The 26,490-nt window shown below is 73.8% G+C and carries 20 protein-coding genes and 1 pseudogene; 15 read left to right on the plus strand and 6 right to left on the minus strand.

What is annotated here, in order from left to right:
- Nucleotides 1–95 precede the first annotated feature (95 nt).
- Nucleotides 96–1,220, plus strand: coding sequence for a GuaB3 family IMP dehydrogenase-related protein (locus KYY02_RS01750; protein ID WP_371235557.1), 1,125 nt, complete (start codon nucleotides 96–98; stop codon nucleotides 1,218–1,220).
- Nucleotides 1,221–1,767: 547 nt separating this feature from the next.
- Here KYY02_RS01750 and KYY02_RS01755 read toward each other — a convergent pair.
- Nucleotides 1,768–2,976, minus strand: a complete 1,209-nt coding sequence (locus KYY02_RS01755; protein ID WP_371235558.1) for a nucleotide sugar dehydrogenase — start codon at nucleotides 2,974–2,976, stop codon at nucleotides 1,768–1,770.
- Nucleotides 2,977–3,794: 818 nt separating this feature from the next.
- Here KYY02_RS01755 and KYY02_RS01760 point away from each other — a divergent pair.
- From KYY02_RS01760 to KYY02_RS01790, 7 genes are all read left to right on the plus strand, one after another.
- Complete coding sequence (locus KYY02_RS01760) at nucleotides 3,795–5,816, plus strand: serine/threonine-protein kinase (protein WP_371235559.1); 2,022 nt, start codon at nucleotides 3,795–3,797, stop codon at nucleotides 5,814–5,816.
- 153 nt (nucleotides 5,817–5,969) lie between these two features.
- Nucleotides 5,970–8,516 (plus strand): serine/threonine kinase C-terminal domain-containing protein, encoded by a 2,547-nt coding sequence (locus tag KYY02_RS01765; protein WP_371235560.1) that lies wholly within the window; start codon nucleotides 5,970–5,972, stop codon nucleotides 8,514–8,516.
- A 159-nt stretch (nucleotides 8,517–8,675) separates the two neighbouring features.
- The gene (locus KYY02_RS01770; RefSeq protein ID WP_371235712.1) at nucleotides 8,676–10,313 is read left to right on the plus strand and encodes a serine/threonine-protein kinase; all 1,638 of its coding nucleotides are present in this window, start codon (nucleotides 8,676–8,678) and stop codon (nucleotides 10,311–10,313) included.
- An 82-nt stretch (nucleotides 10,314–10,395) separates the two neighbouring features.
- Nucleotides 10,396–11,610 carry a serine/threonine-protein kinase gene (locus tag KYY02_RS01775; protein WP_371235561.1) on the plus strand — a complete coding sequence of 405 codons (1,215 nt, stop codon included), beginning with the start codon at nucleotides 10,396–10,398 and terminating at the stop codon, nucleotides 11,608–11,610.
- A 90-nt stretch (nucleotides 11,611–11,700) separates the two neighbouring features.
- Complete coding sequence (locus tag KYY02_RS01780; protein ID WP_371235562.1) at nucleotides 11,701–12,141, plus strand: hypothetical protein; 441 nt, start codon at nucleotides 11,701–11,703, stop codon at nucleotides 12,139–12,141.
- Nucleotides 12,142–12,333: 192 nt separating this feature from the next.
- Nucleotides 12,334–13,947, plus strand: coding sequence for a succinic semialdehyde dehydrogenase (locus KYY02_RS01785; RefSeq protein ID WP_371235563.1), 1,614 nt, complete (start codon nucleotides 12,334–12,336; stop codon nucleotides 13,945–13,947).
- 101 nt (nucleotides 13,948–14,048) lie between these two features.
- Nucleotides 14,049–15,836, plus strand: a complete 1,788-nt coding sequence (locus tag KYY02_RS01790) for a GMC oxidoreductase (RefSeq protein ID WP_371235564.1) — start codon at nucleotides 14,049–14,051, stop codon at nucleotides 15,834–15,836.
- An 85-nt stretch (nucleotides 15,837–15,921) separates the two neighbouring features.
- Here KYY02_RS01790 and KYY02_RS01795 read toward each other — a convergent pair whose 3' ends face one another.
- Together KYY02_RS01795 and KYY02_RS01800 are read right to left on the minus strand one after the other, a co-directional pair.
- Nucleotides 15,922–16,311, minus strand: coding sequence for a hypothetical protein (locus KYY02_RS01795; RefSeq protein ID WP_371235565.1), 390 nt, complete (start codon nucleotides 16,309–16,311; stop codon nucleotides 15,922–15,924).
- An 871-nt stretch (nucleotides 16,312–17,182) separates the two neighbouring features.
- Nucleotides 17,183–17,479, minus strand: coding sequence for a chorismate mutase (locus KYY02_RS01800; protein WP_371235566.1), 297 nt, complete (start codon nucleotides 17,477–17,479; stop codon nucleotides 17,183–17,185).
- A gap of 335 nt (nucleotides 17,480–17,814) precedes the next feature.
- Between KYY02_RS01800 and guaA the strand changes: the two genes are divergently transcribed.
- Nucleotides 17,815–19,395 (plus strand): glutamine-hydrolyzing GMP synthase, encoded by a 1,581-nt coding sequence (guaA, locus tag KYY02_RS01805; RefSeq protein ID WP_371235567.1) that lies wholly within the window; start codon nucleotides 17,815–17,817, stop codon nucleotides 19,393–19,395.
- 9 nt (nucleotides 19,396–19,404) lie between these two features.
- On the opposite strand, the gene KYY02_RS01810 is transcribed toward guaA, so the two are convergent.
- Nucleotides 19,405–19,884, minus strand: coding sequence for a pyridoxamine 5'-phosphate oxidase family protein (locus tag KYY02_RS01810; protein WP_371235568.1), 480 nt, complete (start codon nucleotides 19,882–19,884; stop codon nucleotides 19,405–19,407).
- A 163-nt stretch (nucleotides 19,885–20,047) separates the two neighbouring features.
- Between KYY02_RS01810 and KYY02_RS01815 the strand changes: the two genes are divergently transcribed.
- Nucleotides 20,048–20,842: a class II aldolase/adducin family protein gene (locus KYY02_RS01815; protein WP_371235569.1), complete on the plus strand. Its 795-nt coding sequence runs from the start codon at nucleotides 20,048–20,050 to the stop codon at nucleotides 20,840–20,842.
- A gap of 143 nt (nucleotides 20,843–20,985) precedes the next feature.
- On the plus strand, nucleotides 20,986–22,266 hold the full coding sequence (locus KYY02_RS01820) for a hypothetical protein (protein WP_371235570.1): 1,281 nt from the start codon (nucleotides 20,986–20,988) through the stop codon (nucleotides 22,264–22,266).
- 27 nt (nucleotides 22,267–22,293) lie between these two features.
- Here KYY02_RS01820 and KYY02_RS01825 read toward each other — a convergent pair.
- Nucleotides 22,294–22,950 (minus strand): annotated as a pseudogene (locus tag KYY02_RS01825) (TetR family transcriptional regulator).
- 252 nt (nucleotides 22,951–23,202) lie between these two features.
- Between KYY02_RS01825 and KYY02_RS01830 the strand changes: the two are divergent.
- The 3 genes from KYY02_RS01830 (at nucleotide 23,203) to KYY02_RS01840 (ending at nucleotide 25,616) form a co-directional block, all read left to right on the plus strand.
- Entirely contained in the window at nucleotides 23,203–24,429 is a 1,227-nt protein-coding gene (locus KYY02_RS01830; protein WP_371235571.1) for a hydroxymethylglutaryl-CoA lyase-like TIM-barrel protein, read from the plus strand.
- Entirely contained in the window at nucleotides 24,426–25,157 is a 732-nt protein-coding gene (locus KYY02_RS01835) for a hypothetical protein (RefSeq protein ID WP_371235572.1), read from the plus strand. The genes KYY02_RS01830 and KYY02_RS01835 overlap by 4 nt, the downstream gene beginning before the upstream one ends.
- Nucleotides 25,158–25,424: 267 nt before the next feature.
- On the plus strand, nucleotides 25,425–25,616 hold the full coding sequence (locus KYY02_RS01840; protein WP_371235573.1) for a hypothetical protein: 192 nt from the start codon (nucleotides 25,425–25,427) through the stop codon (nucleotides 25,614–25,616).
- Between the two features lie 21 nt (nucleotides 25,617–25,637).
- Here KYY02_RS01840 and KYY02_RS01845 read toward each other — a convergent pair whose 3' ends face one another.
- Entirely contained in the window at nucleotides 25,638–25,844 is a 207-nt protein-coding gene (locus KYY02_RS01845) for a hypothetical protein (protein ID WP_371235574.1), read from the minus strand.
- A gap of 112 nt (nucleotides 25,845–25,956) precedes the next feature.
- Here KYY02_RS01845 and KYY02_RS01850 point away from each other — a divergent pair, with 112 nt between their 5' ends.
- On the plus strand, nucleotides 25,957–26,487 hold the full coding sequence (locus KYY02_RS01850; protein WP_371235575.1) for a DoxX family protein: 531 nt from the start codon (nucleotides 25,957–25,959) through the stop codon (nucleotides 26,485–26,487).
- Nucleotides 26,488–26,490: the final 3 nt, after the last annotated feature.

Consider the following 26,490-nt stretch of genomic DNA (forward strand, 5'->3'; position numbering starts at 1 on the left):
GTCCGGGCCGCCCTCGCCGTATGTCCGGGCGGTGGGCGCCGCGGCCGTCGGGGATACTGGAAGGCGCTGCAACGCATCAGGGAAAGGCCACAGACGTGACTGAGATCGAGATCGGGCGCGGCAAGCGCGGCCGCCGGGCGTACGCCTTCGACGACATCGCCGTCGTCCCCAGCCGCCGTACGCGGGACCCGAAGGAGGTCTCGATCGCCTGGCAGATCGACGCCTACCGCTTCGAGCTGCCGTTCCTGGCCGCTCCCATGGACTCGGTCGTCTCCCCGGCCACCGCGATCCGCATCGGTGAGCTCGGCGGCCTCGGCGTGCTGAACCTCGAGGGCCTGTGGACGCGTTACGAGGACCCGCAGCCGCTGCTGGACGAGATCGTCGGCCTGCCCGTCGAGTCGGCCACCCGCCGCCTGCAGGAGATCTACGCCGCTCCCGTCAGGGAGGAGCTGATCGGGCAGCGCATCAAGGAGGTGCGCGACTCGGGCGTGGTCACCGCCGCCGCTCTCTCCCCGCAGCGCACCGCCGAGTTCTCCAAGGCCGTCGTCGACGCGGGCGTGGACATCTTCGTCATCCGCGGTACGACGGTCTCGGCGGAGCACGTCTCCGGCGCGCACGAGCCGCTGAACCTGAAGCAGTTCATCTACGAGCTCGACGTCCCGGTGATCGTCGGCGGCTGCGCCACCTACACGGCCGCCCTGCACCTCATGCGCACCGGTGCCGCGGGCGTCCTGGTCGGCTTCGGCGGCGGCGCCGCGCACACCACGCGCAACGTGCTGGGCATCCAGGTCCCGATGGCCACCGCGGTCGCCGACGTGGCCGCCGCCCGCCGCGACTACATGGACGAGTCCGGCGGCCGGTACGTGCACGTCATCGCGGACGGCGGCGTCGGCTGGTCCGGCGACCTGGCCAAGGCGATCGCCTGCGGCGCGGACTCCGTGATGATGGGCTCCCCGCTGGCCCGCGCGACGGACGGTCCGGGCCGGGGCAACCACTGGGGCATGGAGGCCGTCAACCAGGAGCTGCCACGCGGTCAGAAGGTCGACCTCGGCACGGTCGGCACCATGGAGGAGATCCTCACCGGCCCGTCCCGCACCCCCGACGGCTCGATGAACCTCTTCGGCGCCCTGCGCCGCGCGATGGCCACGACCGGCTACAGCGAGCTGAAGGAGTTCCAGCGCGTCGAGGTGACGGTGGCGGACTCGCAGCACCGGCGGTAGGGCCTGCGCGGGCTTCGACACGGCACGGAGGGCCGGCCACCTGATCACGGGGTGACCGGCCCTTCTGCGTGTCGGGCGGGGCGCGTGGCGCTCAGGGGGCGCGCGGTTGCCTTCGGGGCGGATCCGTGGGGAGGGGCAGCGCCGAGTCGGCAATGGCCGCGTCCGGCGCCCCGGCTCTCCGGGGCGCCCCCTTCCAGGGAGACCGTCCCGGACTCCGGCCCTCGGGGCCCGGCCCGCATTCCGGACGGACCGCCCACCGGGCTGACGGCGGCATCGTGGAAGGGGAGCGCGCCGCGGGGTGTCACCGCGAGTCCACCGCCCGGGGCCGTGTCCGTCTGCGGACGGTGACGTTCCGGAGGAGGCGCATCCTGTGGATCCACGGGAAGTGAGCAGCCACCCCTGCGTGAGCCGGGGCGGACACTCCGTTCACTTCTCAGGAGCCTGCCGCAGCGCCCGCCGCGGCGGGCACCACCTGTTTGCCACCGCACCCGCGCGGCGCCTCGCCCGCCACCGGACCCTGTGGCGCGGACGGCGTTCGCGCGCCCCCTCACAACCGGTGCGCCGCCCCCGTGGGAGTGGCCCCCCGCGTGTCCAGCATCAGCTGGGCCTTCACGGACAGGCCCTGGAGGTCGTACGTGCGGTGCTGCTGGAGCAGGATCGTCAGGTCGGCGTCGGCGGCGGCCTCGTAGAGGGAGTCCGCGCGGGGGACGGGGCGGTCGAGGACGCTCCAGGACGGCACGTACGGGTCGTGGTAGCTGATGGAGGCGCCCAGCTCCATCAGCCGGACCGCGATCTCCTCGGCCGGGGAGCCCTGCAGATCGGCGAGGTCGGGCTTGTAGGTGACGCCGAGGAGGAGCACGTGCGCGCCGCGCGCGGACTTGCCGTGCTCGTTGAGGAGCGCGGCGGCGCGTTGCACGACGTAGCGCGGCATGCGGCCGTTGACCTCCCGGGCGAGTTCCGTCATGCGCAGGGTGCGGCCCGCGTGGGCGGTCAGGTCCTGCGGCACGGCGTGGCCGCCGACGCCGGGGCCGGGGCGGAACGCCTGGAAGCCGAAGGGTTTGGTCTCCGCGCAGCGCAGGACGTCCCACAGATCGATGCCCAGGTCGTGGCAGAGGGCGGCCATCTCGTTGACGAGGGCGATGTTGACGTGCCGGAAGTTGGTCTCCAGGAGCTGCACGGTCTCCGCCTCGCGCAGACCGCGTGCGCGTACGACCTTGTCGGTGATGCGTCCGTAGAAGGCGGCTGCCGACTCGGTGCAGACGGGGGTGAGACCGCCGATGACCTTGGGGGTGTTGGCGGGGGTGTGGTCGCGGTTGCCCGGGTCGACCCGGCTGGGGGAGTAGGCGAGGTGGAAGTCGTGCCCCGCGCGCAGGCCCGACACCGACTCGAGCAGGCGCAGCAGGGGCCCCTCGGTCGTCCCCGGGGGCACGGGGGACTCGAGGATCACCGTGGTGTGCGGGCGCAGCCGCGCGGCGAGGGTGCGGGCGGCCGTCTCCACCTGGCCCAGGTCCAGTCCGCCGTTCGCACCGCGCGGCGTCGGGGCGCAGATGACCGCGGTGCGCACCCGGCCGAGCTCGGCGGCGTTGGCGGTCGTCCGGAAACCCCGTGCGAGCATGCGGCGCTGTTCGGCGGCGCTGAGGGAGCCCGTCTCGGGGCCGGTCCGGTAACCGATGGTGGGGATGCCGGCGGCGACGGCGGCCTGGGCCAGGGGCAGGCCGTACGGGCCGAGTCCGACGACGGCGAGATCTGCGGGCATGGCGTGGGCCGTCCTTCCCAGTAACCGGAGTGCGACAGGTGCGCAAGCCCGGTGGACCGGGCAGGCGAGCGCAATGTCAGACTAGGAGTAAATATGACCGATATGTGGGATTGATCGGCCAAGTTTCGGTGAGTCGTCCTGCGGGGCTGCCCACGGGCTGGGGTCCGTGGTGGCTGAAGTAGGGCGAGCCGGTCGGGATTTGGGCATGGGGGCGGGGGGCCGGACTCCGCCCGACGGTGCGGCCGATGCGACCGATGAGCGGGAGGCGGCGGTGAGGACAGCGACACCGGGGCCGGCGCAGCGCGCCGGATCGCTCGCGTCCGCCGGCCGCCCGCGGGCCGAGCCGGGCGACGTCGGTGCCGTCGGCCGCGTGGGAGCGGCCGTGCGGCGAGGGCGGAGAGGCCCGGGAAGCCGGGAAGGCGGTGCCCGTCCGGCGCAGCGGGGCGATGACGCGGTGTTCGGCCTCGGCGGGGTCCGCACGGCCGGTGACCTGTTCGACGACCGGGCCGAGCGGGACGCGGTCGGTGTTCGAGCAGGGAAACGGCCAGGAGTGCGTCCGCAGGCGGGACGGCCGGGGCCGAGGAGGCGGTCGGGGCGAGCAGGGCCGGGGACACGGGAACGGCCAGGAGTGCCCGAAGCGGCGGCATCCCGGCTCCTCCCAGGTCGGAGGCCCGTCACGCAGGCCGGGAGAGCGCGTCCGTCACCCGGGTGCCGCGCGATCCGGTACCGATGCGCGGCCAGAGGCACCCTGGGCGTCGGGCACTTGTCGAGTGAGGGACAATGAAGGCTCTGTCAGGGCGGGTTGCATGAGGGGACGCATGTCGGAGGCGGAGCGGGCGGGGACATCCCGTCAGGACAAGAGCGCACGTCTCCTCGCCGGGCGGTACCGGCTGGGAGATGTGCTCGGCCGCGGCGGCATGGGCACGGTGTGGCGGGCCCAGGACGAGACCCTGGGGCGGACCGTCGCCGTCAAGGAACTCCGCTTCCCGTCGAACATCGACGAGGAGGAGAAGCGGCGGCTGATCACGCGGACGCTGCGTGAGGCCAAGGCGATCGCGCGGATCCGCAACAACAGCGCCGTGACCGTCTTCGACGTGGTCGAGGAGGACGACCGGCCCTGGATCGTGATGGAACTCGTCGAGGGCAAGTCGCTCGCCGAGGCCATCCGGGAGGACGGCCTGCTGGAGCCGAAGCGCGCGGCGGAGGTCGGCCTCGCCATCCTGGACGTCCTGCGCTCCGCGCACCGCGAGGGCATCCTGCACCGCGACGTGAAGCCGTCCAACGTGCTGATCGCCGAGGACGGCCGGGTCGTGCTCACGGACTTCGGCATCGCCCAGGTCGAGGGCGATCCGTCCATCACCTCGACCGGCATGCTGGTCGGTGCGCCCTCCTACATCTCCCCGGAGCGGGCCCGCGGGCACAAGCCGGGGCCGGCGGCCGACCTGTGGTCGCTCGGCGGACTGCTGTACGCGGCGGTGGAGGGCACACCGCCGTACGACAAGGGGTCCGCGATCGCGACGCTCACGGCGGTGATGACCGAGCCGCTCGAGGAGCCGAAGAACGCGGGACCGCTCAGGGACGTCATCTACGGGCTGCTCACCAAGGACCCCGCCCAGCGGCTCGACGACAGCGGCGCCCGGGCCATGCTGAACGCGGTCCTCAACGCGCCCGCGCCCAAGGAGGCCGGGGAGCCGGCGGACGCGACGAAGGTCGTGCCGCTGCCCGAGCAGCCGGACGAGCGCGCGGGCGCCGGGGGCAGGCGCGGCGAGGAGGCCGGGGAGAAGCTGCGGGGCGCGTTGCGTTCCGTGCGGAAGGCGGCGGCCGGTCCGGCCGGGGCCGCCGCGGCGACCCGTGCCAGGTCCGGCAGCGGCAGCGCCGCTTCGGCCGCGGGTACCAGGGGCACGCCGACGGGCGCCTCCGGGACACGGCCCGGCGCCACGTCGCCCTCCGCCCCGGCCGTGCAGCCGGTCCAGGCCTCCGGGCCGGGTGCGCGGGGGGCCGCGCGGCAGAAGCTGCCGGCCGGCGGACGCAGTTCGGGCTGGCCGGTGATGACACCGCCGGACCTGCCGGCCAGGCCCGTGCCGCGGGCGCCGCTCACCGATGTGGTGCCGCGGCGGACGCTGCTCGTCATCGCGGTGGTCGTGGTGCTCGCCGTGCTCGGCACCGTGCTGGCCCTCACGCTCGGCAACGACGAGAGCGGCAAGGGAGCCGACGGCAGCGGCGGCGCGACCGTCGCCGGCGGGACCCCGAGCGCCGACACCGGGGGCGACGAAGGCGACGGCACCCGGACCGACGGCACGGCGACCGAGTCGACGGGCACCGAGCCGGGAGCGGGCGCGGCGACCGCCACCGCGGGCACCGGCGGCCCGGCCGGGGACGAGGCCGATGAGGAGGAGGACGGCGGTACGTCGGCGGCGAAGACGTACAACGGCAGCCAGGGGTACTCGATCGGGCTGCCCGAGGGATGGAAGTTCCGGTCGACGGGGGCCGCCGGGGACCGGTTCACCGGCCCCGACGGGCAGAAGCTGCTCATCGGCTGGACGACCACGCCGAAGGACGACCCGGTCGCGGACTGGAAGAACCAGGAACGCGCCATGGTGCGCGCCCAGTACCAGCGCATCCGTATCGAGGCGGTGGAGTACCGCGGCTGGGACACGGCCGACTGGGAGTTCACCTATGTGGAGAGCGGGACCAAGTACCGGTCCATCGACCGGGGGACCGTCGTGGGCGACCGGCTCGGGTACGGGCTGATGTACACGGCCAGGGCCGCCGACTGGGACAGCGACCGGCGCAAGGACACCTGGCGGACGCTGACGAAGACGTTCCGGCCGAAGTCCTGAGCATGACCGGTCCGCGAAATGGGGAGTCAGATGTGGCATCCCCTCTCTGCGGGTTGCCTCCGGCACGTATCGTGAGTGCCTGCGGACCGTACGAAGCCGGGGCGGCCCGCCGGGCGAACGGAACCGGCCGACCGTAGTGCCGGGGGAGGCAACGTGGACGACTACGCGGGACGGGTGCTCGCCGACCGTTACCGCCTGCCGCTGCCGCCCTCCGACGAGTACGAATTGACCGAGACCCGCGCCTTCGACACCTACAGCGGGCAGGAAGTCCTGGTCAGGCAGGTCCCGTTGCCGGAGGTCGTCGAGGCCGAGGTGCTGGACGCGGAGGGGCTGCCCGACGGTTTCACCGCCCGTGACGGGGGCGCGCGGCGGGGCGGTCCCGGACCCGCGCGCGGGGGCCCGCGGCGGCCCGCCGACCCGGTCGTGCGGCGCGCGATCGAGGCCGCGCAGGCGGCGGCCGCCATCCCCGACCACCCGCGCCTGGACCAGGTCTTCGACGTGTTCGCGGAGGGCGGTTCACTGTGGATAGTCAGCGAACTCGTGCCCGCGCGTCCGCTTGCCGCCCTGCTCGCCGAGAAGCCGCTGTCCCCGTACCGGGCGGCCGAGGTCGCCTCCGACGTCCTGACCGCGCTGCGGGTACTGCACGCCCACGGCTGGGTGCACCGCAACATCACCGCGCGCACGGTGCTCGTCTGCGACGACGGCCGGGTGATGCTCACCGGTCTCGCGGTCGGCGCGGCCGAGGAGGCACTGTGCGGGTACGACCCGGTGCCCCCTTCGGACGAGGAGCCGGTGCGGACGGCGGGAGCGCTCGAGGCCCCGGAGCCGGGGACGCCCGTGGGAGCGCCGGATGCCGGGCGCGGTCCGTCCTGGCCGCCCGGGTTCACCGCCGGCCCCGGCCCCGACGCCACGCGCCGGGCCGCCATCGAGGCGCGGGCCGGCCGGATGTCCGACGGGGCGGACACGGCGGGCGGCCCCTCACCCGTGGTGGCGCCCAAGGCCCTCGACAGCGCGGGAGACGTGAGGGCGGCCCGTGCGGGGGCGATCGCCGCGTACCGGGCGGGCACCCGCGCCGCCGCCCGGGTGCAGGAGGCCCAGCAGAACGGCCGTGCCACCCTGCCCGCGCCCTCGTCCGCCGCCCCCGAGGACGGCGGTCCGTCCGCCGCCCCGCAGCACGGTGACGGCTCCGCACGGTCGCCGTACGTCTCCCGGCCGGGGGGCGAGGGCGCGGACACGGCAGCCGCCGCGATCCCGCCGGGACAGATAGCCGACCCCTACGGTGTGGGAGCCGCCGGCCGGCACGGGGCCGCACCCCGTACGGGCGGCGGCACCGGACGCACCGCCCCCGGAGCGCCCGAAGTCCCCGCCCTCGAACCGGCGGCCGCCGCCCCGTCCGCACGCTGGGACGACCCGGCGGCGCACGCCCCCGCCCGCCGCGGCCCGACCACCGCGCTGGCCGCCGAGCGGGCGCGGCAGACGCGTATGGCCGTCGTCGGACCCGTGACCGAGCGGTGGGCGCCGGAGCAGGCCGGCCCCGTGCACGAGAACTGGCAGCTGGCCGCCCCGATCGGCCCCGCCACCGACCTCTGGGCGCTGGGCTCCCTGCTGTTCCGGGCCGTGCAGGGACACGCGCCCTACCCGGAGGAGTCGACGGCCGAGCTGGTGCAGATGGTGTGCGCCGAGCCGCCCGCGTTCGCCGAGGAGTGCGGGCCGCTGCGTCCGGTCGTGGAGTCGCTGCTGCGTCAGGATCCCACCGAGCGGCTCGACTTCGAGGAGCTGAGCGGCTGGCTGCGTTCGCTGGTGCGGTCGGCGCCCGAGCCCGAGGCGGGTGTGCACGTCATAGCGGCGCCGCCCGTGGACGCCGGCCGGCTGCCCGTCATACGGCGCCGGGGCGAGCTGGTGCGCAGGCGCCGGGCCGGGCTCCCCGCGCACCACGGACGGCACAAGCGGGCCAGGCAGGACACCGGTTCACCGCGTCGGCTCGGTCGTACCCTGCTCCTGCTGGTGCTGCTCGCCATGGCGGCGGTGATCGCGTACGCCATGCTGTTCATGCCGAAGTCCGGTGAGGACAACTCGGGTTCGGCCGACCGCACCGGAGCCACCGGTGGGGTGAGCCCCGCGCCGGGCCCGTCGGACGCCGGCGGGGAACCGACGGACGGGAAGAACTCGGCCGAGCCGGAGGGCGGTTCCCAGGACGGCCCCGAGGAGTCGTCCGCCTCCGCCGAGACGCAGACCACCGGCCCCGCGGTCGCCGACGGCTTCACCCTGGCCAAGGACCCGGAGGGTTTCCGGATCGCCGTCGCCGAGGGCTGGCAGCGCACCGCGAAGAACGGCAGCGGCCAGGTCGTCTACGCGAGCGGTGACTTCGAGCTCATCGTCGTACCGGGCCGGGACAGCGCGCGGACGTACGGCAGCGATCCCATGGCCTACCAGCGGGACGACGAGCGCGAGCTCCAGCCCTACCGCGACTCCAGCTGGGCCACCTCCACCGGTCTGAAGACCATCGAGGTGGGCGGACGGACCATGGCCGAGGGCCAGTTCACCTGGACCGGCGACGGCGGCGAGCTGTACGTCCGCAACCTCGCGGCGCTGATCGACGGCCGTTACCACGTGGTGCAGGTGCGCGGTCCGGAGGCCGAACGGGACGAGGTGACACGGCTCTACGAACAGGCCGCGGCGACCTACCGGTTCACCGGCTGAACCACGAACTCCACGCCGTCGCGGACGTTCTGGTTGCCTGACGCCCCGTACAGCGACAACTGTCACAGTGCGGTCTCCAAGCCACCCCCTCGGTTCCCAGGACGCGCCGGGATACTTACGCTGGTCCTGTCAATATTATTGCGGGGCAACGTGAATCAGATGCAGGGCTCGCTCGTCGCGGGCCGCTACCGGCTCGGTGAGTCGATCGGGAGCGGTGGCATGGGCCGGGTATGGCGCGCCCATGACGAGGTGCTGCACCGGGCCGTCGCCATCAAGGAACTGACCGCGGCGCTCTACGTCTCCGACAGCGAACAGGCCATGCTGCTGGCCCGTACCCGCGCGGAGGCGCGGGCGGCCGCGCGGATCAACCACTCCGCCGTCGTCACGGTGCACGACGTGCTGGAGCACGACAGCCGGCCGTGGATCGTGATGGAGCTGGTCGAGGGGCATTCGCTGGCCGACGCGGTGAAGGAACGGGAACGCGTCGAGCCCCGCGAGGCCGCGCGCATCGGCCTGTGGGTGCTGCGCGCGCTGCGCGCCGCGCACACCGCCGGCGTGCTGCACCGCGACGTCAAGCCCGGCAACGTCCTCCTCGGCCGGGACGGCCGGGTGCTGCTCACCGACTTCGGCATCGCGCAGATCGACGGCGACACGGCCATCACCCGCACCGGTGAGGTCGTCGGCTCGGTCGACTACCTCGCGCCCGAGCGGATCCGCGGCCACGACCCCGGCCCCTCCTCCGACCTGTGGGCGCTCGGCGCGACGCTGTACACGGCGGTGGAGGGCAGGTCGCCGTTCCGCCGCACCTCACCGCTGACCACCATGCAGGCGGTCGTCGAGGAGGAAGCCGAGGAGCCGCGGCACGCCGGCCCGCTCGCGCCCGTCATCAGCGCACTCCTGCACAAGGATCCGGCCGGCCGCCCCGATGTGGACCGGGCCGAGCAGATGCTCGCCGAGGCCGCCGAGGGACGCCGGCCGCCCGCCGCGCAGGAGTACGTGCCGACCCGGGCCGACGACGCCCACGTGCCGCTGCCGTACGAGATCCGGCCGGAGACGGCCTCGCAGCACCCGCCGGTCCTGCAGCACCCGCGCGGCGGCCCCACGGCCGTTCAGCAGATGTACGCGCCCCCTGCCGCCGCGCCCCGTCGGCGGGTGCGCGGGCGGCTGGTCGCCCTGGTCGTCGTCCTGGCGGCGGTCGTCGGCGGGGGGACCGCGGTGATGCTCCGGCAGGGGGACCGGGACGGCGCCGCGGCCGTCCCGTCCTCGACGGCCACCGCCGCCTCCACGCCCGGCCCCGCCGGGACGGAGCGGACCGGGTCGCGGGACGGCCTCCCGGAGGGGTGGGTCCGCCGCAGCGATCCCTACGGCTTCAGCATCGTCCTGCCCGGCGACCACTGGAAGCGCGAGGTCTTCGACGAGGGGACCCGGCAGGTCGACTACACGCCCGACGGCGGCGACCACTTCATCCGCATCGCCATCGACGACTCGCCCGACTTCGACGACCCGTACGAGCACCTGAGCGACCTGGACCAGCAGATAGGGGGGCGCCTGGTCGACTACCGGCGGATCGTCCTGGACCGCCGCGTCTACCGGGACCGCGAGAGCGCCCGGCTGGAGTACGGCTGGACCGCGCTGGCCAAGGACACCGACTTCCCGGGGCCGCGCCGGGCGGTCGACCAGATGTACTTCTCGCGGGACGGGGTCGAGTACGCGATCTACATGTCCGGGCCGGCCGAGGACTGGGCCACGACCGGCGAGCAGTTCGAGACGGTGCTGAAGGGATGGCGCGAGCCCTGACGCCCGGGGCGGGCACGGATGCACGCCGCTTGGCCGAATCGCCGTACCGGAGGCGACACATCCGGTGGTGCATGATGGGCCCATGGGGACCGACGGGGACGCCGAGAACGCGACCGCCAGTACCAACGGCCGTCTCATAGCCGGCCGTTACCGCCTGGAGGCGAGGCTCGGGCGCGGTGGCATGGGTGTGGTCTGGCGGGCCACCGACCAACTGCTCGGGCGGGGGGTCGCCGTCAAGGAACTCCCCCTCGACGAGACGCTCTCCGCGGCGGACGCCCGGCGGCAGCGGGACCGCACCCTGCGCGAGGCGCGTGCCCTGGCCCAGTTGAGCCACCCGCACATCATCGTCGTCCACGACGTCGTCGAGGACGACGAACACCCGTACATCGTCCTGGAGCTGATCGACGGGCCGTCCCTCGCCGACCGGGTCGCCGAGCAGGGCCCGGTCGACGCCGCGGAGGCCGCGCGGATCGGGATCGACCTGCTCGGCGCGCTGCGCGCCGCCCACACGGCCGGTGTGCTGCACCGTGACCTCAAACCCGCCAACGTCCTGCTGGAGAACGGCACCGGCAGGGTCGTCCTCACCGACTTCGGCATCGCCCGGGTGTCGGGCTCCACCACGCTCACCGAGACCGGCTCCTTCGTCGGCTCGCCCGAGTACACCGCCCCCGAGCGGATGTCCGGCGCCAGGACGGGACCGGAGTCCGACCTGTGGTCGTTGGGCGCACTGCTGTGCACGGCGCTCAGCGGCGAGTCGCCGTTCCGGCGGGACTCCCTCGGCGGGGTCCTGCACGCCGTCGTGGTCGACGAGATACGGCCGCCCGCCGAAGCGGGACCGATCCTTCCCGTGGTGCGCGGCCTGCTGGAGCGCGATCCCGACCGCCGGCTGGACGCGGACCGGGCCGAGCGGATGCTGCGGGCGTTCCGGGAGACGGGCCGTACGCCGGAGTCGGCGCCCCCCGTGCTGCCGCCCCCGGGCCGGGACGCGCCCCGGCGGCGGTCCCCGGCGCGGCAGGAGGAGGAGGCGGGCGGGGGGCCCGAGGTGCGTCCGGCCCGGCGGCAGCCCACCAGGGGTGCGCTCGTCGCGGCACTGGCGGTCGCCGCCATGGTGGGAGCGGGCGTGTCCGCGGCGGTGCTGCTCCTGCAGGACCGGGGCGAGGACGGAGGAGGCACACCGACGAGCACGGCGCCGGAGACGCCCGCGAGCGCCTCGCCCTCCGGGTCCCTCGCCCCCTCGCCCCCTCCCACGCCCGCCGACTCCTCGATCCGGCCGCATACCACCGTGAACGGGAGATAGGCCCCCGCGAGGGTCACGGGTCTGTGACCGGTCGGCGTCCGCAGTGTCGGGGACCGGCCGGGTGTGTCCCTCGTGGTTCCGGAAGGGTTCGTGAGGGACAGGCCCTCCGATGACTCGGACGGGACCCTCGTCTCCTTCACCGACCCCAGCGGAATGGTGCGGATCGAGACCGACCGCGACCTCAGGTCCGAGGACGAGGACATCGAGGCATCGGCGTCGGAGGAGGCGTTCTCGCACTGGAACGAGCTCAAGGACGGCGAGTACGGCTGGGGCATCGCCTCCGCGCCGGCGCTCGGGGGACAGCCGCGCGAGACCACGTACAAGGACCGCGAGGCGGCCACGAACACCATCGTCTGCACGACGACCGCCACGCCGCCCGTGGTGCACGAGGCGCAGGTCACGTACTACCGGAACGAGGACGGCGACATGTACCGGCTCCGGGTCGTCTATCCGGGCAAGGGCCACTTCGCCGAGGACGGCCGGGAGATCGCCCGTACGGTCCTCGGGTCGTGGGACGTCCACGAGCTCTGAACCGGCCGCGCCGGGGAGGACGGTGTTCCAGGGCGCCCGGGACCGGCCCGGGACCGGAACGCGGCCGGTTCGGGTCGCTCTCGCCGTCGACGCACTGATCAGGGGCTTTCCGCCGGCGCTCACCGGCGCGCCGTGCGGGAATCTGTTACCGACGGGTACACAAGGTGTTCCCCCCGGCATACCCTGCGGCTCATGACGGACGCGCAGCCCCGGGAAACGACCGGCGCCAACCCCCTCGCCCCCGCGCCTGCGGGCGCCCGCACCGCCGCCGACGTGGTCACGCCGGAGCTGGTCGCCCGGCTCACCAGAGGCGTGACCGGTTCCGGCCGGACCGCCAACCACACGCCGTTCACCGGCGAGAAGCTGGCCGATCTGCCCGAGTCGACGCCCGGGGACGTCGCGAAGGCCTTCGAGGCGGCCCGCGCCGCCCAGGCCGTCTGGGCGCGGATCCCGGTACGGGAGCGCGCCGCCGTGCTGCTGCGCCTCCACGACCTGGTGCTGAGCCGCCAGGCCGAGGTGCTCGACCTGATCCAGCTGGAGACCGGCAAGGCCCGGCTGCACGCCCACGAGGAGGTGCAGGCCGTCGCCGTCGCCGCCCGCCACTACGGCCGCCGGGCCGCCGCCTATCTGCGGCCCAGGCGGCACGCGGGCGCCGTGCCCGCCCTGACGAAGGTCACCGAACTGCGCCACCCGCGCGGTGTCGTCGGCCAGATCGCGCCCTGGAACTACCCCCTCGAACTCTCCGTCGGCGACGCGCTCCCGGCGTTCGTCGCGGGCAACGCGGTCGTGATGAAGCCCGACACGGAGACCTGCCTCACCGCGCTGTGGGCCCGTGATCTGCTGATCGAGGCCGGGCTGCCCGCCGACGTCTTCCAGGTGGTCCTGGGCGAGGGCCCGGTCGTGGGCCCCGAGGTGGTCCGGCACGCCGACTACGTCTCCTTCACCGGCTCCACCCGTACCGGCCGCGAGGTGGCCCAGGGGGCCGCCGCCCGGCTGGTCGGCGTCTGCCTCGAACTCGGCGGCAAGAACGCCATGCTGGTCCTGGAGGACGCCGACCTCGACAAGGCCGCCGCGGGCGCCGTCCGCGCCTGCTTCTCCAGCGCGGGCCAGCTGTGCATCTCCATCGAGCGGCTGTACGTCCACGAGTCGGTCGCGGACGCCTTCCTGGAGCGCTTCGTCACCCGCACCAAGGCGATCCGTCTCGGCGCGTCCCTCGCCTACGGCGCCGACATGGGCTCGCTGGTCGGACAGCGCCAGCTGGACGCCGTCACCCGGCACGTCGACGACGCCGTCGCCAAGGGCGCCGAGGTGCTCGCGGGCGGCACGGCCCGCCCCGACATCGGCCCCTACTTCTACGAGCCGACCACCCTCGACGGCGTCGAGGCCCCGATGAGCGTCTGCTCCGAGGAGACCTTCGGCCCGGTCGTCTCCGTCCACCGCTTCTCCTCCGACGCCGAGGCGGTCGAGCGCGCCAACTCCACGCCGTACGGTCTGAACTCCTCCGTGTGGACCAGGGACGCCCGGCGCGGCCGCGGGATCGCCGTCCGGCTGCGCACCGGCACGGTCAACATCAACGAGGGCTACGCGTCCGCGTACGGCAGCGTCCAGTCGCCGATGGGCGGCATGAAGGACTCCGGTCTCGGCCGCCGGCACGGGGCCGAGGGCATCCTCAAGTACACCGAGGTCCAGACCGTCGCCCACCAGCGCCTGCTCCCACTGGCCCCGTCACTGGGCATGGACGACGAGAAGTACGCGGCCTTCATGAGCCGCGGCCTGAGCCTCATGAAGACACTCCGGTTCAGGTGACCGGCCCGAAGGGGCGCGGGACCGCATCGACGTGCGGCTCCGCCGCGCGAGCGCGGCCGGCCGCAGACAACCCGCACGCGAAACCCGACGAGGAGACACCCGTGCCCAAGGACGCCCACGACTACGACGTCATCGTCGTCGGTTCAGGTTTCGGCGGTTCCGTGACCGCCCTCCGTCTGACGGAGAAGGGATACACCGTCGGCGTCCTGGAGGCCGGCCGCCGCTTCACCCGCGACACCCTGCCGAAGAACTCCTGGGACCTGAGGAACTACCTCTGGGCGCCGAGGTTCGGCATGTACGGCATCCAGCGCATCCACCTGCTCGGCAACGTCATGGTGCTGGCCGGCGCGGGCGTGGGCGGCGGCTCGCTCAACTACGCCAACACCCTCTACGTACCGCCGAAGCCGTTCTTCGAGGACCCGCAGTGGGGGCACGTCACCGACTGGCAGGAGGAGCTGGGCCCGTACTACGACCAGGCGAAGCGCATGCTCGGCGTACGGCTCAACCCGACGACGACCCCGTCGGACGTGCACCTGAAGGCGGTGGCCGAGCGGATGGGGGTGGGCGACACCTTCCACATGGCCCCGGTCGGCGTCTTCTTCGGCGACGGCGAGGACGCCGACGGGAGGACGAAGGCGAAGCCGGGACAGGAGGTGCCCGACCCGTACTTCGGCGGGGCGGGGCCGTCGCGCCGGGCCTGTGCCGAGTGCGGCGAGTGCATGACCGGCTGCCGGCACGGCGCGAAGAACACCCTCAACGAGAACTACCTCCACCTGGCCGAGAAGGCGGGCGCGGTCGTGCACCCCATGACGACGGCCGTATCGGTCACGGAGGACTCGCGGGGCGGGTTCGCCGTCGCCACGCTCCCGACCGACGACCGCCGCAAGGGAGGGGGCCGCACCTTCCGCGCCCGCCGGGTCGTCCTGGCGGCCGGCACCTACGGCACCCAGACGCTGCTGCACCGGATGAAGGCGGGCGGTCAGCTGCCGCACCTCTCGGACAGGCTGGGCGAACTGACCCGCACCAACTCCGAGGCCCTCGTCGGCGCGCAGACCGACGACCGCCGCTACCGCAGGGCCACCGGCGCGCCGAAGGCCGACTTCACCCGCGGCGTGGCCATCACGTCGTCGATCCACCCCGACGAGAACACCCACATCGAGCCGGTCCGCTACGGCCGGGGCTCCAACTCGATGGGCGGGCTGTCGATCCTCCAGGTGCCGTACGCGGGCGGCGGCCCGGGCGCCGCCCGGGTGCTGGGCTGGCTGGGCAACGCGGCGCGGCACCCCTGGCTGCTGCTCCGTTCGCTGTCCAACCGGCGCTGGTCGGAGCGGACCATCATCGGACTGGTGATGCAGTCGCTGGACAACTCCCTGACGACGTACCTCAAGCCGTCCGGAGCCGGCCGCGGGCTGCTCACCGCCCGGCAGGGCCACGGCGCCCCCAACCCCAAGCAGATCAAGGCGGCCACCGACGGCGCGTCGGCGCTGGCGGCCGAGATCAACGGCTTCGCCGGATCCAACGTCGGCGAGCTGACGGGGATGCCGCTGACCGCCCACTTCCTGGGCGGCTGCCCGATCGGCGGCTCCCGCGAGACCGGTGTGATCGACCCGTACCACCGCCTCTACGGCCACCCCGGCATCTCGGTCGTGGACGGGGCGGCGGTCTCGGCGAACCTGGGCGTCAACCCCTCCCTGACCATCACGGCACAGGCCGAGCGGGCGATGTCGTACTGGCCCAACAAGGGAGAGGCCGATCCGCGCCCCGCGCAGGGGGAGGCCTACCGGCGCCTGGAGCCGGTCGAGCCGAAGTCCCCGGCGGTCCCGGCGGAGGCGTTCGGCGCGCTGCGGCTGCCGTTCCTGGGGATGCCGGCGGTGCCGCCGAGGAAGTAAAGGGAAAAGGACCTGTGCCCCCCTCCGAGCTCAGGTCCTTCGCCCTGGTCCTGGGTGATGCCGCACGCGGTGCGGCCGGGCGGCGTTACGCCCCCGAGCCGGCCCTGCGCCGGCGCGCCACCAACACCGCGCGGGCGCCGGCCGCGACGGCGCCGCCGCCGGCCAGGCCGGTCACCGGCGGAGCGGGGCTCGAACCGGTCCCGGCGAGGCTGCCGGCGACCTCGACGTCCTTCGCCTCGGCGAGCGCGACCTCGCCGCCGGTCCGCGGCTCGGCGCCGTTCGGTCTCCCGGGGGCGGAGCCGGCGGCGAGGATCTCGTCGTCCGCCGGGAGGTTCCCGCCCCCGGCCGGAGTGCTCGTCGAGGTGCTCGGCTTCTCCTCGCCGCCGGTCGCGAAGGCCGCCGGAGCCGGGAGCAGGGCCGGCGGCGCTGTGACGGCCGTCGTGGCCGCCACAGCCATGGCGCGGCGAAGCTTCATGAAGACCTCGGTGACTCCGGTGTACCGCTCGGGTGCGGCACGAGGTGGGAGGCGCCTTCGCAGAGGGCGCTACGGGTGTGGTCCGTGAGGATCCGGAGAGTTCGATCAACAAGACCGGTGGATGGTTGTCCCGACCTTCATGGAATTCTCATGTGAGGTGCATCACAGGTGGGATGTGATCGCCGCGGACACACGCTCGGCGGCCTGCGACCGCCGGCGGGAGAAGGCCCGCGACCCGTGGCCGGACAGCCGTCCGGGAGGTCCGGACCGGAGTCCCCGTCCCTTCCCTGCGCCGTCCGGGAGAGGTTCGTCCAGGACGGTGAGCGCGACCTCCGCGCCTCCGCCCCCAAGGAGCCGTCCGCACGGGCGCGCACGGTGACGGAGCGGCTGCGGGCCATGGACGAGACGCAGGCCGGGGCGGCCGGGACGGGAAGCGGACGCCCGGCCCGGCCCGAAGGACGGCGCCACGGGACCGGTCCGGCAGGAGAGGGGCGGCCGCGGCCCGCGCCGGCGCCGGGTCCGGAGCGCGGTCGGCGTGGTGGTGGCCGCGGGGCCGGCCGTGGCCGCCGTCGCCCCGTCCGCCGCGCTGTCCTGAAGGGCCGGTTCCGGCGGCCGGTCCCGGGCGGTCCCGGGACCGGCCGTTCTCCGGGGTGACCGGGCCGCTGTCCCCTGCCGTCCGGTCACCCGTCCGGAGCGAGGTCCCACGGCGTACGGCGGAGCCGCACGCCTCGTCGCTCCGGCGAGCCACGCGTGGTCCCCTCCGGCCCGTCCCCGGCCGGCACGGACACCGGTACCAACGAGGCGGCCCCGGTGCCGGTCACGCGCCGTACGGGTGAGGGGCGGTGCGTGCGTCCGTACCGCGAACGCGGGTTCAGATCCTGCCGCGGCACAGCTCCAGCAGGGTCATCGCGAGCGCGGTGCCCGGCTTGCCCAGGGCGTCCCTGTAGGTGGCGAGGACCTCCATCTCGCGGGACAGGTTCACCCGCCGCCCGCCGGAGGCGATCCGTTCCTTCTGGATGACGGCCGACACGGCCATCCGTTCCTGCACCAGACCGATGATCCGGTCGTCGAGCGCGTCGATCCGCTCGCGGGCGCCGGTGATCAGCTCGGCGGCCTCTGCGGTGCGGGCGCCGGTCCTCTCGGTCGGCTGCGTCGTGGTGGCGGTCATGTCGGGGCTCCTCGATGGACGGGTGCGGTGCCCCGGAGCGACGGGGTCCGGAGGAGAACGCCAGGCGCCCCGGACCTTGTCGGCCCGGGGCGCCTGGGAAGTCGCTTGTCAGTTGCTCAAGCAGCACGACCATGGCAGCCGGCGGGCCGGTCGCCATAGGTAAAGAGGAAGGTCGGGTGCGTGAGCATGGGGCAAGTATGCCCGGCCGGCCGCGGCCGGCCAACACGGGTCGCATGGTGAGACGGGGCCCGTTCCCGGCGGCGGGACGTGTCCTTCCGTCGTCTCGGTAGAATTGGGAGGCACAAGACCCCCGCCCCACCGCCGGAAGGCACCTCGTGTCATCAGCGTTTCCCGCTGCCAACGCGCCCGACACCGTCCTGGTCGTCGACTTCGGCGCGCAGTACGCCCAGCTCATCGCCCGTCGCGTCCGCGAGGCGCGGGTCTACAGCGAGATCGTGCCGAGCACCATGCCGGTCGAGGAGATCCTCGCCAGGAACCCGGCGGCGATCATCCTGTCCGGCGGTCCCTCGTCCGTGTACGAGGAGGGCGCCCCCAGCCTCGACCGTGAGATCTTCGAGGCCGGCGTCCCCGTCTTCGGCATGTGCTACGGCTTCCAGCTCATGGCCCAGAGCCTGGGCGGCCAGGTGGACAACACCGGCGCCCGCGAGTACGGCCGCACGGACCTGCGTGTCTCCAGGAACTCCTCCACCCTCTTCGAGGGCACCCCGGAGGAGCAGGCCGTCTGGATGTCGCACGGCGACGCCTGCTCCGCCGCCCCCGAGGGCTTCACCGTCACCGCCTCGACGGACATCGTCCCGGTCGCCGCGTTCGAGAACGACGACAAGAAGCTCTACGGCGTCCAGTACCACCCCGAGGTGATGCACTCCACGCACGGACAGCAGGTGCTGGAGCACTTCCTGTACCGGGGTGCGGGCCTGACCCCGGACTGGACCACCGGCAACGTCATCGACGAGCAGGTCGACGCCATCCGCGAGCTGGTCGGCGACAAGCGCGCCGTCTGCGGCCTGTCCGGCGGCGTGGACTCCGCCGTCGCCGCCGCGCTCGTCCAGAAGGCCATCGGCTCCCAGCTGACCTGCGTGTACGTCGACCACGGCCTGATGCGCAAGGGCGAGACCGAGCAGGTCGAGAAGGACTTCGTGGCCGCGACCGGCGTGCAGCTCAAGGTCGTGGACGCCCAGGAGCGGTTCCTCGCGGCCCTCAAGGGCGTCTCCGACCCCGAGGAGAAGCGGAAGATCATCGGCCGGGAGTTCATCCGGGTCTTCGAGCAGGCCCAGGCCGAGATCGTCGCGGACGAGGGCCCGGCGGTGGAGTTCCTGGTCCAGGGCACTCTCTACCCGGACGTCGTGGAGTCCGGCGGCGGCACCGGCACCGCCAACATCAAGTCCCACCACAACGTGGGCGGCCTCCCCGAGGACCTCGAGTTCAAGCTGATCGAGCCGCTGCGCAAGCTGTTCAAGGACGAGGTCCGGATGGTCGGCCAGGAGCTCGGCCTGCCCGAGGAGATCGTCCAGCGTCAGCCGTTCCCCGGGCCGGGCCTGGGCATCCGCATCGTCGGCGAGGTCACCAAGGAGCGGCTCGACCTGCTCCGCGAGGCCGACGCCATCGCCCGCGAGGAGCTGACCGCGGCCGGTCTCGACCGGGACATCTGGCAGTGCCCGGTGGTCCTGCTCGCGGACGTGCGCTCGGTGGGCGTCCAGGGTGACGGCCGCACCTACGGCCACCCGATCGTGCTGCGCCCGGTCTCCAGCGAGGACGCCATGACCGCCGACTGGTCGCGGCTGCCGTACGACGTCCTCGCGAAGATCTCGACCCGGATCACCAACGAGGTGCGGGACGTCAACCGCGTCGTCCTCGACGTGACCTCCAAGCCGCCGGGCACCATCGAGTGGGAGTAGCCCCCACCGTCACGTCCGTCTGAGAGCGCGCACCGGCTCTCCGGGCTTCCAGACCTGGACGACCAGGTGCTTGTCGTCCTCGACGCGGGTCCGTACGACCTCCGTCAGCTCGGTGCGGAAGAGGTGGAACGGCTCCGGCGGTTCCACCTCTTCGACGTACCTGCGCCGGGTCCCCGTGTCGTCGTCGGGGACCTCGACCGCCCGGCCGCTGATCCGGACGTCGCCGCCGCCCATGCCCGTACCGTCGCCGGGGTTCGCCTGGAGCGCGAAGCGCGGGTCGCGGCGCAGGTCGAGCGCCTTGAGCGAGCCCGGCATCATGCCGAGCCACAGCTCCCCGTCCAGGAAGCGGACCTCCAAGCCGGTGGTACGCGGTGAGCCGTCCTTGCGCAGGGTCGCGAGAACGTGGTGGGTGTACGCGGCGAAGCGCTCCTCCACGGTCTTCGCGAGATCCGGTTCGGCGGCGACGAGGGCCGCCCAATTCGTGTGCATGGGACGAGTGTTGCGTGGAAACCGGACATCCTGTGTCGGGTATCGGCGGGGTCCTCCGGACGGAGCAGCGGGCCCCGTACCGCATCCTTACGGAAGAGAGCTGTCGTACGGGGCGGCTCGCCGGTGACTTCCGCCCCGTACGCGCACCCCCGCGGGAGGACTCATGCACGGGCCCATGCCGCCCCTGCCGCTGCCCACCGGCAAACTGCGCTTCGCCATGCCGCCGATGCACGAGTCGGTCGACGACGAGCGCCGGCACCGCAAGCAGCGGCTCGCGGGCGCGCTGCGGCTCTTCGGGCGGCTCGGCTACGAGGACGGCGTCTCGGGGCACATCACCGCACGCGACCCGGAGTTCAGCGACTGCTTCTGGGGCAATCCGTTCGGGATGCCCTTCCGGCAGGTCACCGTGAGCGATCTGCTGCTCGCCGACCGGGACGGCCAGGTGGTCGAGGGCGGCCACCACGTCGACCAGGCCGCGTTCACCGTGCACGCCCAGGTGCGCGCGGCCCGGCCCGACGTCGTCGCCGTCGCCCACTGCCACTCGGTGCACGGCCGCGCCCCCGCGGCCCTCGGCGGCCTGCTCGACCCGATCACCCAGGAGAGCTGCGCCTTCTACGAGGACCACGCCCTCTACGACGCCTACAGCGGCGTCACCGCCGACGCCGGGGAGGGACGGCGGATCGCGGGTGTGCTCGGCTCCCGCGAGGCGCCGGTGCTGCGCACCCACGGGCTGCTCACCGTGGGCGACTCGGTGGACGCGGCAGCCTGGTGGTTCGTGACGATGGAGCGGTCCTGCCAGGTGCAGCTCACCGCGAAGGCGGCGGGCCGGCCCGTCCCGATCGACCACCGGCAGGCGGTGGCGACGCGGGAGCAGCTGGGCGGGGACCTGGTGGCGTGGATCAACTACCAGCCGATGTGGCAGGACATCAGCCGGAGCGAGCCGGACCTGCCGAGTTAGGCGACGGGTCAACCCGACTCCGCGAAATTCACTCGGCCGGGCCGGGTCTGCCGGACGGGGAGGCGGCGAGGTAGGGCACAATTCGCTTTCGTCGCGGGGGACTTGTGTCGTGTTTTTGATGGCGGGGAAGGCGGGCTTCGGGCGTGGCGGTGCAGGAGGCGAGACAGGGCGGCCCCGACGTGGGCGCCCACGAGGGCGGCTGCACCTGCGGGGACTGCCCGCACGGAGTGCGTGAGGGGCATCGGCGCGCGGTCGCCGCGTTCCTGGTGAAACGGGACGAGTTCGCGGCCGGACAGGGGGTGCCGGCCGCGGTGGCCCACTCCGCCTCCGCCTCCCGGCAGTGGGTGTCGGAGGAGCTGACGCAGGCCGCGGAGGTCGTCGCCGAACGGGGACGGGCCGAGGGCACGGCGTGGCTGGCGCGGCTGTGGCGGCGGACCGCGGGCGCGGTGTGGGCGGGCGTCGTGCTGCTGCTCCTGGGGCAGGCGCTCACGGCGATCGGCGCGGGGTGGACCGCCGCGCGTACCGCCGGGTTGCTGGCCGCGCTGGTGGTGGCCTGCGCGCTGACCGCCGCGTCGTGGTTCCACCGGGCGCGCGGGGGTGCGCTGGCGCCGGTGATCGGGGAGGACAACCGGCTCTCCACGTCCCGTGCGGTGGCCGCGTGCTGGGTGCTGTTCCTGGCGTTCGCGGTGCTCGTTCTGGTGGGGCAGCTCGCGGCCGCCTCCGGGAACCGGGAGCGGGACGCCCTGATCGACGGGCTGGAACTCGCCCGCGGCGCCGGTGTGGTGACCGTGCTGGCCGTGGTGTGCGGGATCGCCGTGCTGGTGCGGCGGGTGGTCGGGCTGCGGGTGCTGGGGCAGCGGCTGCAGAAGGTGCGCGCGTACCGCCCCAGGGCGGCGGACCTGTTGACCGACGACTCGGGGCGGGGCAGCTTCGCCGACATCCAGTACGTCGTGATCAGCGGGGTCGCCCTGGTGTTCGCGGCGGTGCGGCTGGCCCGGCGGCCGGACCAGCTGCCGGACCTGCCGTGGGGACTCGCGGTGGTGGCGCTGGTGTCGGCGGCGACCTACCTCGCGGGGAAGTACGCGGAGGGCGGGCGTCCGGTCATTCTGTCGGTGGTGCGGGCGCGGGAGGCCGGCGCCCTGGACGCGCCGATCCGGACCGGCGACGACATCGAGATCCGCGGGGCCGGGTTCGTGCCGGCGGGGGCCCAGGGCGCGGACCGGCTGTCACGGATGGTGGTGCGGGTGGGACCGGTGCATGTGCATGTGCCCCTGGTCCCGGTGAAGGGCGGCTTCGACAACCCGACGGACGCGCTGCTGACCGTCCCGGTCCCGGCGGAGGTGGAACCGGGCCGAGTGGAGGTCCAGGTCGTCACGGCAGCAGGCGCGGAAACGAACCGCTACACGATCGACGTGACGGACTAGTGTCCCGCGCCGGGAATCCGGTTCGGATCACGCGGCGGACTCCCGCCCCAGGACACTGGTCGAGAGCGCGACCAGCCGGGCGACCAGGTCTTCGAACGGTCCGCCGGCCGGCTCGTCCCCCAGTACCCGCCGGATGGCGGCGGTCGTCTCCTCGCAGGAGGCGGCGCCGACCGCCGGCAGCGCCGCCCAGTCATGTACGGGCTGCGCCTGGAGTCCCCCGCGGCACCCGCTGCCCGCCCGGCCGCAGCAGGGCCGTCGACCCGGCCGGGGAGATCAAGCGGCGGACGGCCACCCCGGGCGGGCGGGGGCTCCGGGACGCGCAGATGCGCGATGATCCGCTCGTACGCGGCCTGTCGTACCGGGGCGACGAGGGCGTCGGTGGGGGAGCCGGCGGCGGGGCCGCCGCGCGGCAGAGCGGGGAAGCCGGGGTCGTGTTCCTCCTCGAAGTCGAAGAAGCGGGCCGTCCGCCCGCAGCAGCCGGGAGCCCGGCGGTCCCGGGCGGTTTCCCGAAGCGGCCCGCCAGGCCGCCGGCAGTACGCCGCGACGCGGCCTCGTACCGGCCCGGTCCGCCGGGACACGGTGAGGGACGAGAGAGCGTGAGACGCCCGGGGCCGACACCGTCTCGTCGATCGGGACCTCGTCGGGCGAGCGGCGGCTGAGGAGTTCGAGGGCGGCCTCGATCAACTGCTGCCACCGCTTTTCGGCGCCCGTCCTGCGGCGTACCCCGTAGCCGTGCGAACGCCGTGCGAACGCCGTGCAAACGCTTTGACGATCGAATTCGGCCTTCGGGCGGACCGGCACGAGACCGGGTGATCAGCTGTCCGGCCCACCGACCGCTCCTCACGTGATCTTCACTGTCTGGTAATCGATTAACACCGCAAAGCGACTGACGTCGTGATCACCTGTGGGCGTGACGGCTTCGCCCAGGAGGTTTCGATGGATCTGATACGTCAGTCGGCCCAGGCCGGCCGAGTGGTGCTCTGGGAGGAATCCGCCCGCGACGGCGCCCAGGCCAAGACCCTGATGACCCCTGAGTTCCGGGTGCGGCTGGCCCAGGAGACGGGGCGCGTGTTCGGGGCGGACGGGCCACGGCACGTGGTGTTCGCCGCGGGCTTCCCCGCCGTGTGCGACGAGGAGTTCGAGGCCGTGCGCAAGGTCGCGGCCGAGGCAGAGGGGACGGTCAGCGTGGCCGCGGTGTGCCGGGGCGCGCTCCGGGACGTCGAGCAGGCCGTGTCGTCGGTGCGCGGCAGCCGGCACTCCCGCGTGATGGTGGTGGTCCCGGCCTCCGAGGCGATGGCGCAGGTGATGGTCCACAGGACGGCCGAACAGGCCCTGCGGGGAGGGATCGACCTGGTCGAGGCGGCCCGTGGCCTGGACGAGACGGTCGCGGTGGACATCTGCCTGGCGGACGCCTCCCGCGCCGACACCTCCCTCATGAGCCACTACGCACAGGCCATGACCGGGGCCGGCGCGGGCCTGGTAGTGCTGGCCGACACAGTCGGCGCCCAACTGCCGGGCGCGTGCCGGGACATGTTCGCCGCGGTGGGGACGGGAACCGACGACGACGTGGTGCTCGCCTCCCACCTGCACAACGACCTCGGACTCGGGCTGGCCAACACGCTGCAGGCGCTGGGCGCCGGGGTGCGGGTGGTGTCCGGTTCCTGGCTGGGCATCGCCGAGCGGGCCGGGATGGTCGCCACCGAGCAGTTGCTGTTCCTCCTCGCCCGGCACGGCCAGGAGTTCCTGGGCGCCGACGCCGCCCCCTGGTGGACCGCTCCCGACCTGACCCGGCTCCCCACGATCGCACGGCTGGTGGCCGAGGAGACCGGGGTCCCGCTGAGTGTCACGACCCCGATCGTCGGCACCGGAGTGGGCACCATCTCCACCGGTACGCCGTTCGTCCACCCGCAGCTCTTCCAGCCGTACGACCCGACCCAGGTCCTGGGCATCCAGCCGAAGGTCCTGCTGACCCAGCTGGCCAGCGCCCGCGTCATCACCGCCGCCGCCGACCGCCTCGGCCACCGGCTCGACAGGGAGCAGACGCGGGCGGCGATGACCTGGGTCAAGACCCGCGCCTTCCGCACCGGCCGGGCCGTCGTGGACGACGACGCCTTCGCCGACTACCTCGACGGCCTCGTCCACCCGCACCGGGTCGGCGCATGACCGGCTCGCCGGTGGTGAGCGCGGACCGCGTACCGGTGTCGCTCGCCCGGGCCGGACAGATGCTGGACGCCGGGGCGGCGGTCGTCCTGCCCAACCCGGCGCCGCTCACCCACGTCGTCACCGCCCGCCGGGCCCGGACCGTGAACGAGGCCAAGGGCCGCCCCGGCGACCAGCCGGTCGCCCTGTGGGCCCACCACCCCGACACGCTGAACGCCCTCGACCAGGTCTGGGAGCTGGGCCCCGACCAGAGCGCGAGGGCCCGGTGGCTGCTGACGCGGGAACACCTCACCGTCCTGGTGCCGGTGCGGAACGGTCCGGAGCTGCCGTCCTGGGCGGCCCCGGCGGTCAAGGACGGCTGGATGCTGCTGTTCGGCGCCCGCTGGCAGCCTCTGCGTCCCTTGCTCGACGAACTGCCGCTGCTGTACGTCAGCAGCGCCAACCGCACCGGCCGGCAGCCCGTCGCCACCACGGCCGGCGCCCTGGCCATGTTCCCCGCCGCCGTCGCCGTCCTGGCCGTGCCGGACACGGACGATCCGCCGGCGGCGGAAAGCCTGGAGCGGCGCGCCACGACCACGGTCCGCCTGCACCGCGACGGTCGCCTGGAGCTGCACCGGCACGGTGCCCAGGACCGGCACCACGCCGATCCCGCCGACTATCTGAGAGATCTCGAGAAGCGCCGCGGTGACGTCGTCCCCCCACCACGCACGCCACGCACGCCACGGCGGTGAAGGGCCGCGCCGGACCGACAGCCTCCGGCCCGGAGATCTCCGGGCCGGAAGCCCCCTGGGCGGTTTCGCTGGATCAGCGTGCGGACCAGAGGCGGACGCCTGCGACGCGGAGTCCGGCCAGGTGGATGGTGGCGGTCTTCTCGCAGCGGGTGGCGATGTCGCGCCACTGCTTCGAGCGGTCGACGCACCGCTCGACGGTGTCGCGCTGCGTGTGGGTCTCGCGGCCGAAGGCCGGTGTCCGCGGCCTCGGCCACCCCGATGGAACCGGTGGCTCCGCCGGAAGCGGGCGTCGTGTACGCCGAACCCGGCCCCATCGGCGCGTTCACCGGGGAGGAGAAGCGCGTGCGCGGCCACGTCCCCGGCAGCCCCGACTCCGGGGCGGGCGGCACCTGCGGACTCTCCGTCCGGAGCGCGCGTCCGGCCGGCGACGACGGCTTCCGGCCGAGGGCGGCCACCTGACCGGCGGCCGCTGACGGCTGGTCAGCCGGCCCGTACGGGAACGACGACCGTCGGCAGCGGCCCCGCCACTTCCCGCGGGTCCACCGCCAGGCCGAACTCGCTCTCCACCGCCTCCAGCACGGCAGCCGGGTCGGAGGAAGTCCTCATCCGGGCCGCGCAGACGCCCCGGCCCGTGCCGGCGCAGACGCCCCGGCCCGTGCCGGCGCGGGCGCCCCCACCGGCACCCACGAGCACCGTACTCCGAAGAAAAACCCCGCCCTCGGGGTTGAGCCGCCCTCATGTGTCGTACGTATGGTCTGTCGAGGAGTGCCGGCACGGTAGTGAGAGGCGGCGGACAGCGATGACTCACGGTATGCGCACGGAAGCACACCCCCCGCACCTGGACGGCGACGGAGACCGGCGGGACACCGCCACCCGCTACGCCCTCGTCCCCCTGCGCATCTTCCTGGGCATCACCTTCGTCTACGCGGGCCTCGACAAACTCACGGAGAGCGCGTTCATGAAGGACGCCGGCGCCGGATCGATCGGCGACATGATGCGCGGGGTCCGCGATTCCTCCGCCGTCCCCGCGCTGGTCGACATGGCGTTGGAGAGCCCCGTGGCGTTCGGATACGCCATCGCCCTCGGGGAGCTGGCCGTCGGCATCGGCGCCCTGCTCGGCCTGCTCACCCGCATCGCGGCCCTGGGCGGCGCGCTGATCTCCCTCGGTCTGTGGCTGACCGTGAGCTGGGCCGCCGATCCGTACTACTACGGCAATGACCTCCCGTATCTGATGGCCTGGACTCCGCTGGTGCTGGCGGGCGCTCCGCTGCTGTCCGTGGACGCCGCTCTGCGCACGCGGCGGCGGCAGCGGACGGGGGAACACCGGTAGCGC

It is taken from the genome of Streptomyces pimonensis, assembly GCF_041380215.1.
Classification (GTDB): domain Bacteria; phylum Actinomycetota; class Actinomycetes; order Streptomycetales; family Streptomycetaceae; genus Streptomyces; species Streptomyces pimonensis.

What these genes read in the sequence shown, in the direction of transcription:
- KYY02_RS01850 (WP_371235575.1), top strand. Translation starts at nt 25,957, where the DNA reads ATGACTCACGGTATGCGCACGGAAGCACACCCCCCGCACCTGGACGGC.
- KYY02_RS01815 (WP_371235569.1), top strand. Translation starts at nt 20,048, where the DNA reads ATGCACGGGCCCATGCCGCCCCTGCCGCTGCCCACCGGCAAACTGCGC.
- KYY02_RS01795 (WP_371235565.1), bottom strand. Translation starts at nt 16,311, where the DNA reads ATGAAGCTTCGCCGCGCCATGGCTGTGGCGGCCACGACGGCCGTCACA.
- KYY02_RS01770 (WP_371235712.1), top strand. Translation starts at nt 8,676, where the DNA reads ATGCAGGGCTCGCTCGTCGCGGGCCGCTACCGGCTCGGTGAGTCGATC.
- KYY02_RS01785 (WP_371235563.1), top strand. Translation starts at nt 12,334, where the DNA reads ATGACGGACGCGCAGCCCCGGGAAACGACCGGCGCCAACCCCCTCGCC.
- KYY02_RS01830 (WP_371235571.1), top strand. Translation starts at nt 23,203, where the DNA reads ATGGATCTGATACGTCAGTCGGCCCAGGCCGGCCGAGTGGTGCTCTGG.
- KYY02_RS01835 (WP_371235572.1), top strand. Translation starts at nt 24,426, where the DNA reads ATGACCGGCTCGCCGGTGGTGAGCGCGGACCGCGTACCGGTGTCGCTC.
- KYY02_RS01800 (WP_371235566.1), bottom strand. Translation starts at nt 17,479, where the DNA reads ATGACCGCCACCACGACGCAGCCGACCGAGAGGACCGGCGCCCGCACC.
- KYY02_RS01810 (WP_371235568.1), bottom strand. Translation starts at nt 19,884, where the DNA reads ATGCACACGAATTGGGCGGCCCTCGTCGCCGCCGAACCGGATCTCGCG.
- KYY02_RS01755 (WP_371235558.1), bottom strand. Translation starts at nt 2,976, where the DNA reads ATGCCCGCAGATCTCGCCGTCGTCGGACTCGGCCCGTACGGCCTGCCC.
- KYY02_RS01775 (WP_371235561.1), top strand. Translation starts at nt 10,396, where the DNA reads ATGGGGACCGACGGGGACGCCGAGAACGCGACCGCCAGTACCAACGGC.
- KYY02_RS01760 (WP_371235559.1), top strand. Translation starts at nt 3,795, where the DNA reads ATGTCGGAGGCGGAGCGGGCGGGGACATCCCGTCAGGACAAGAGCGCA.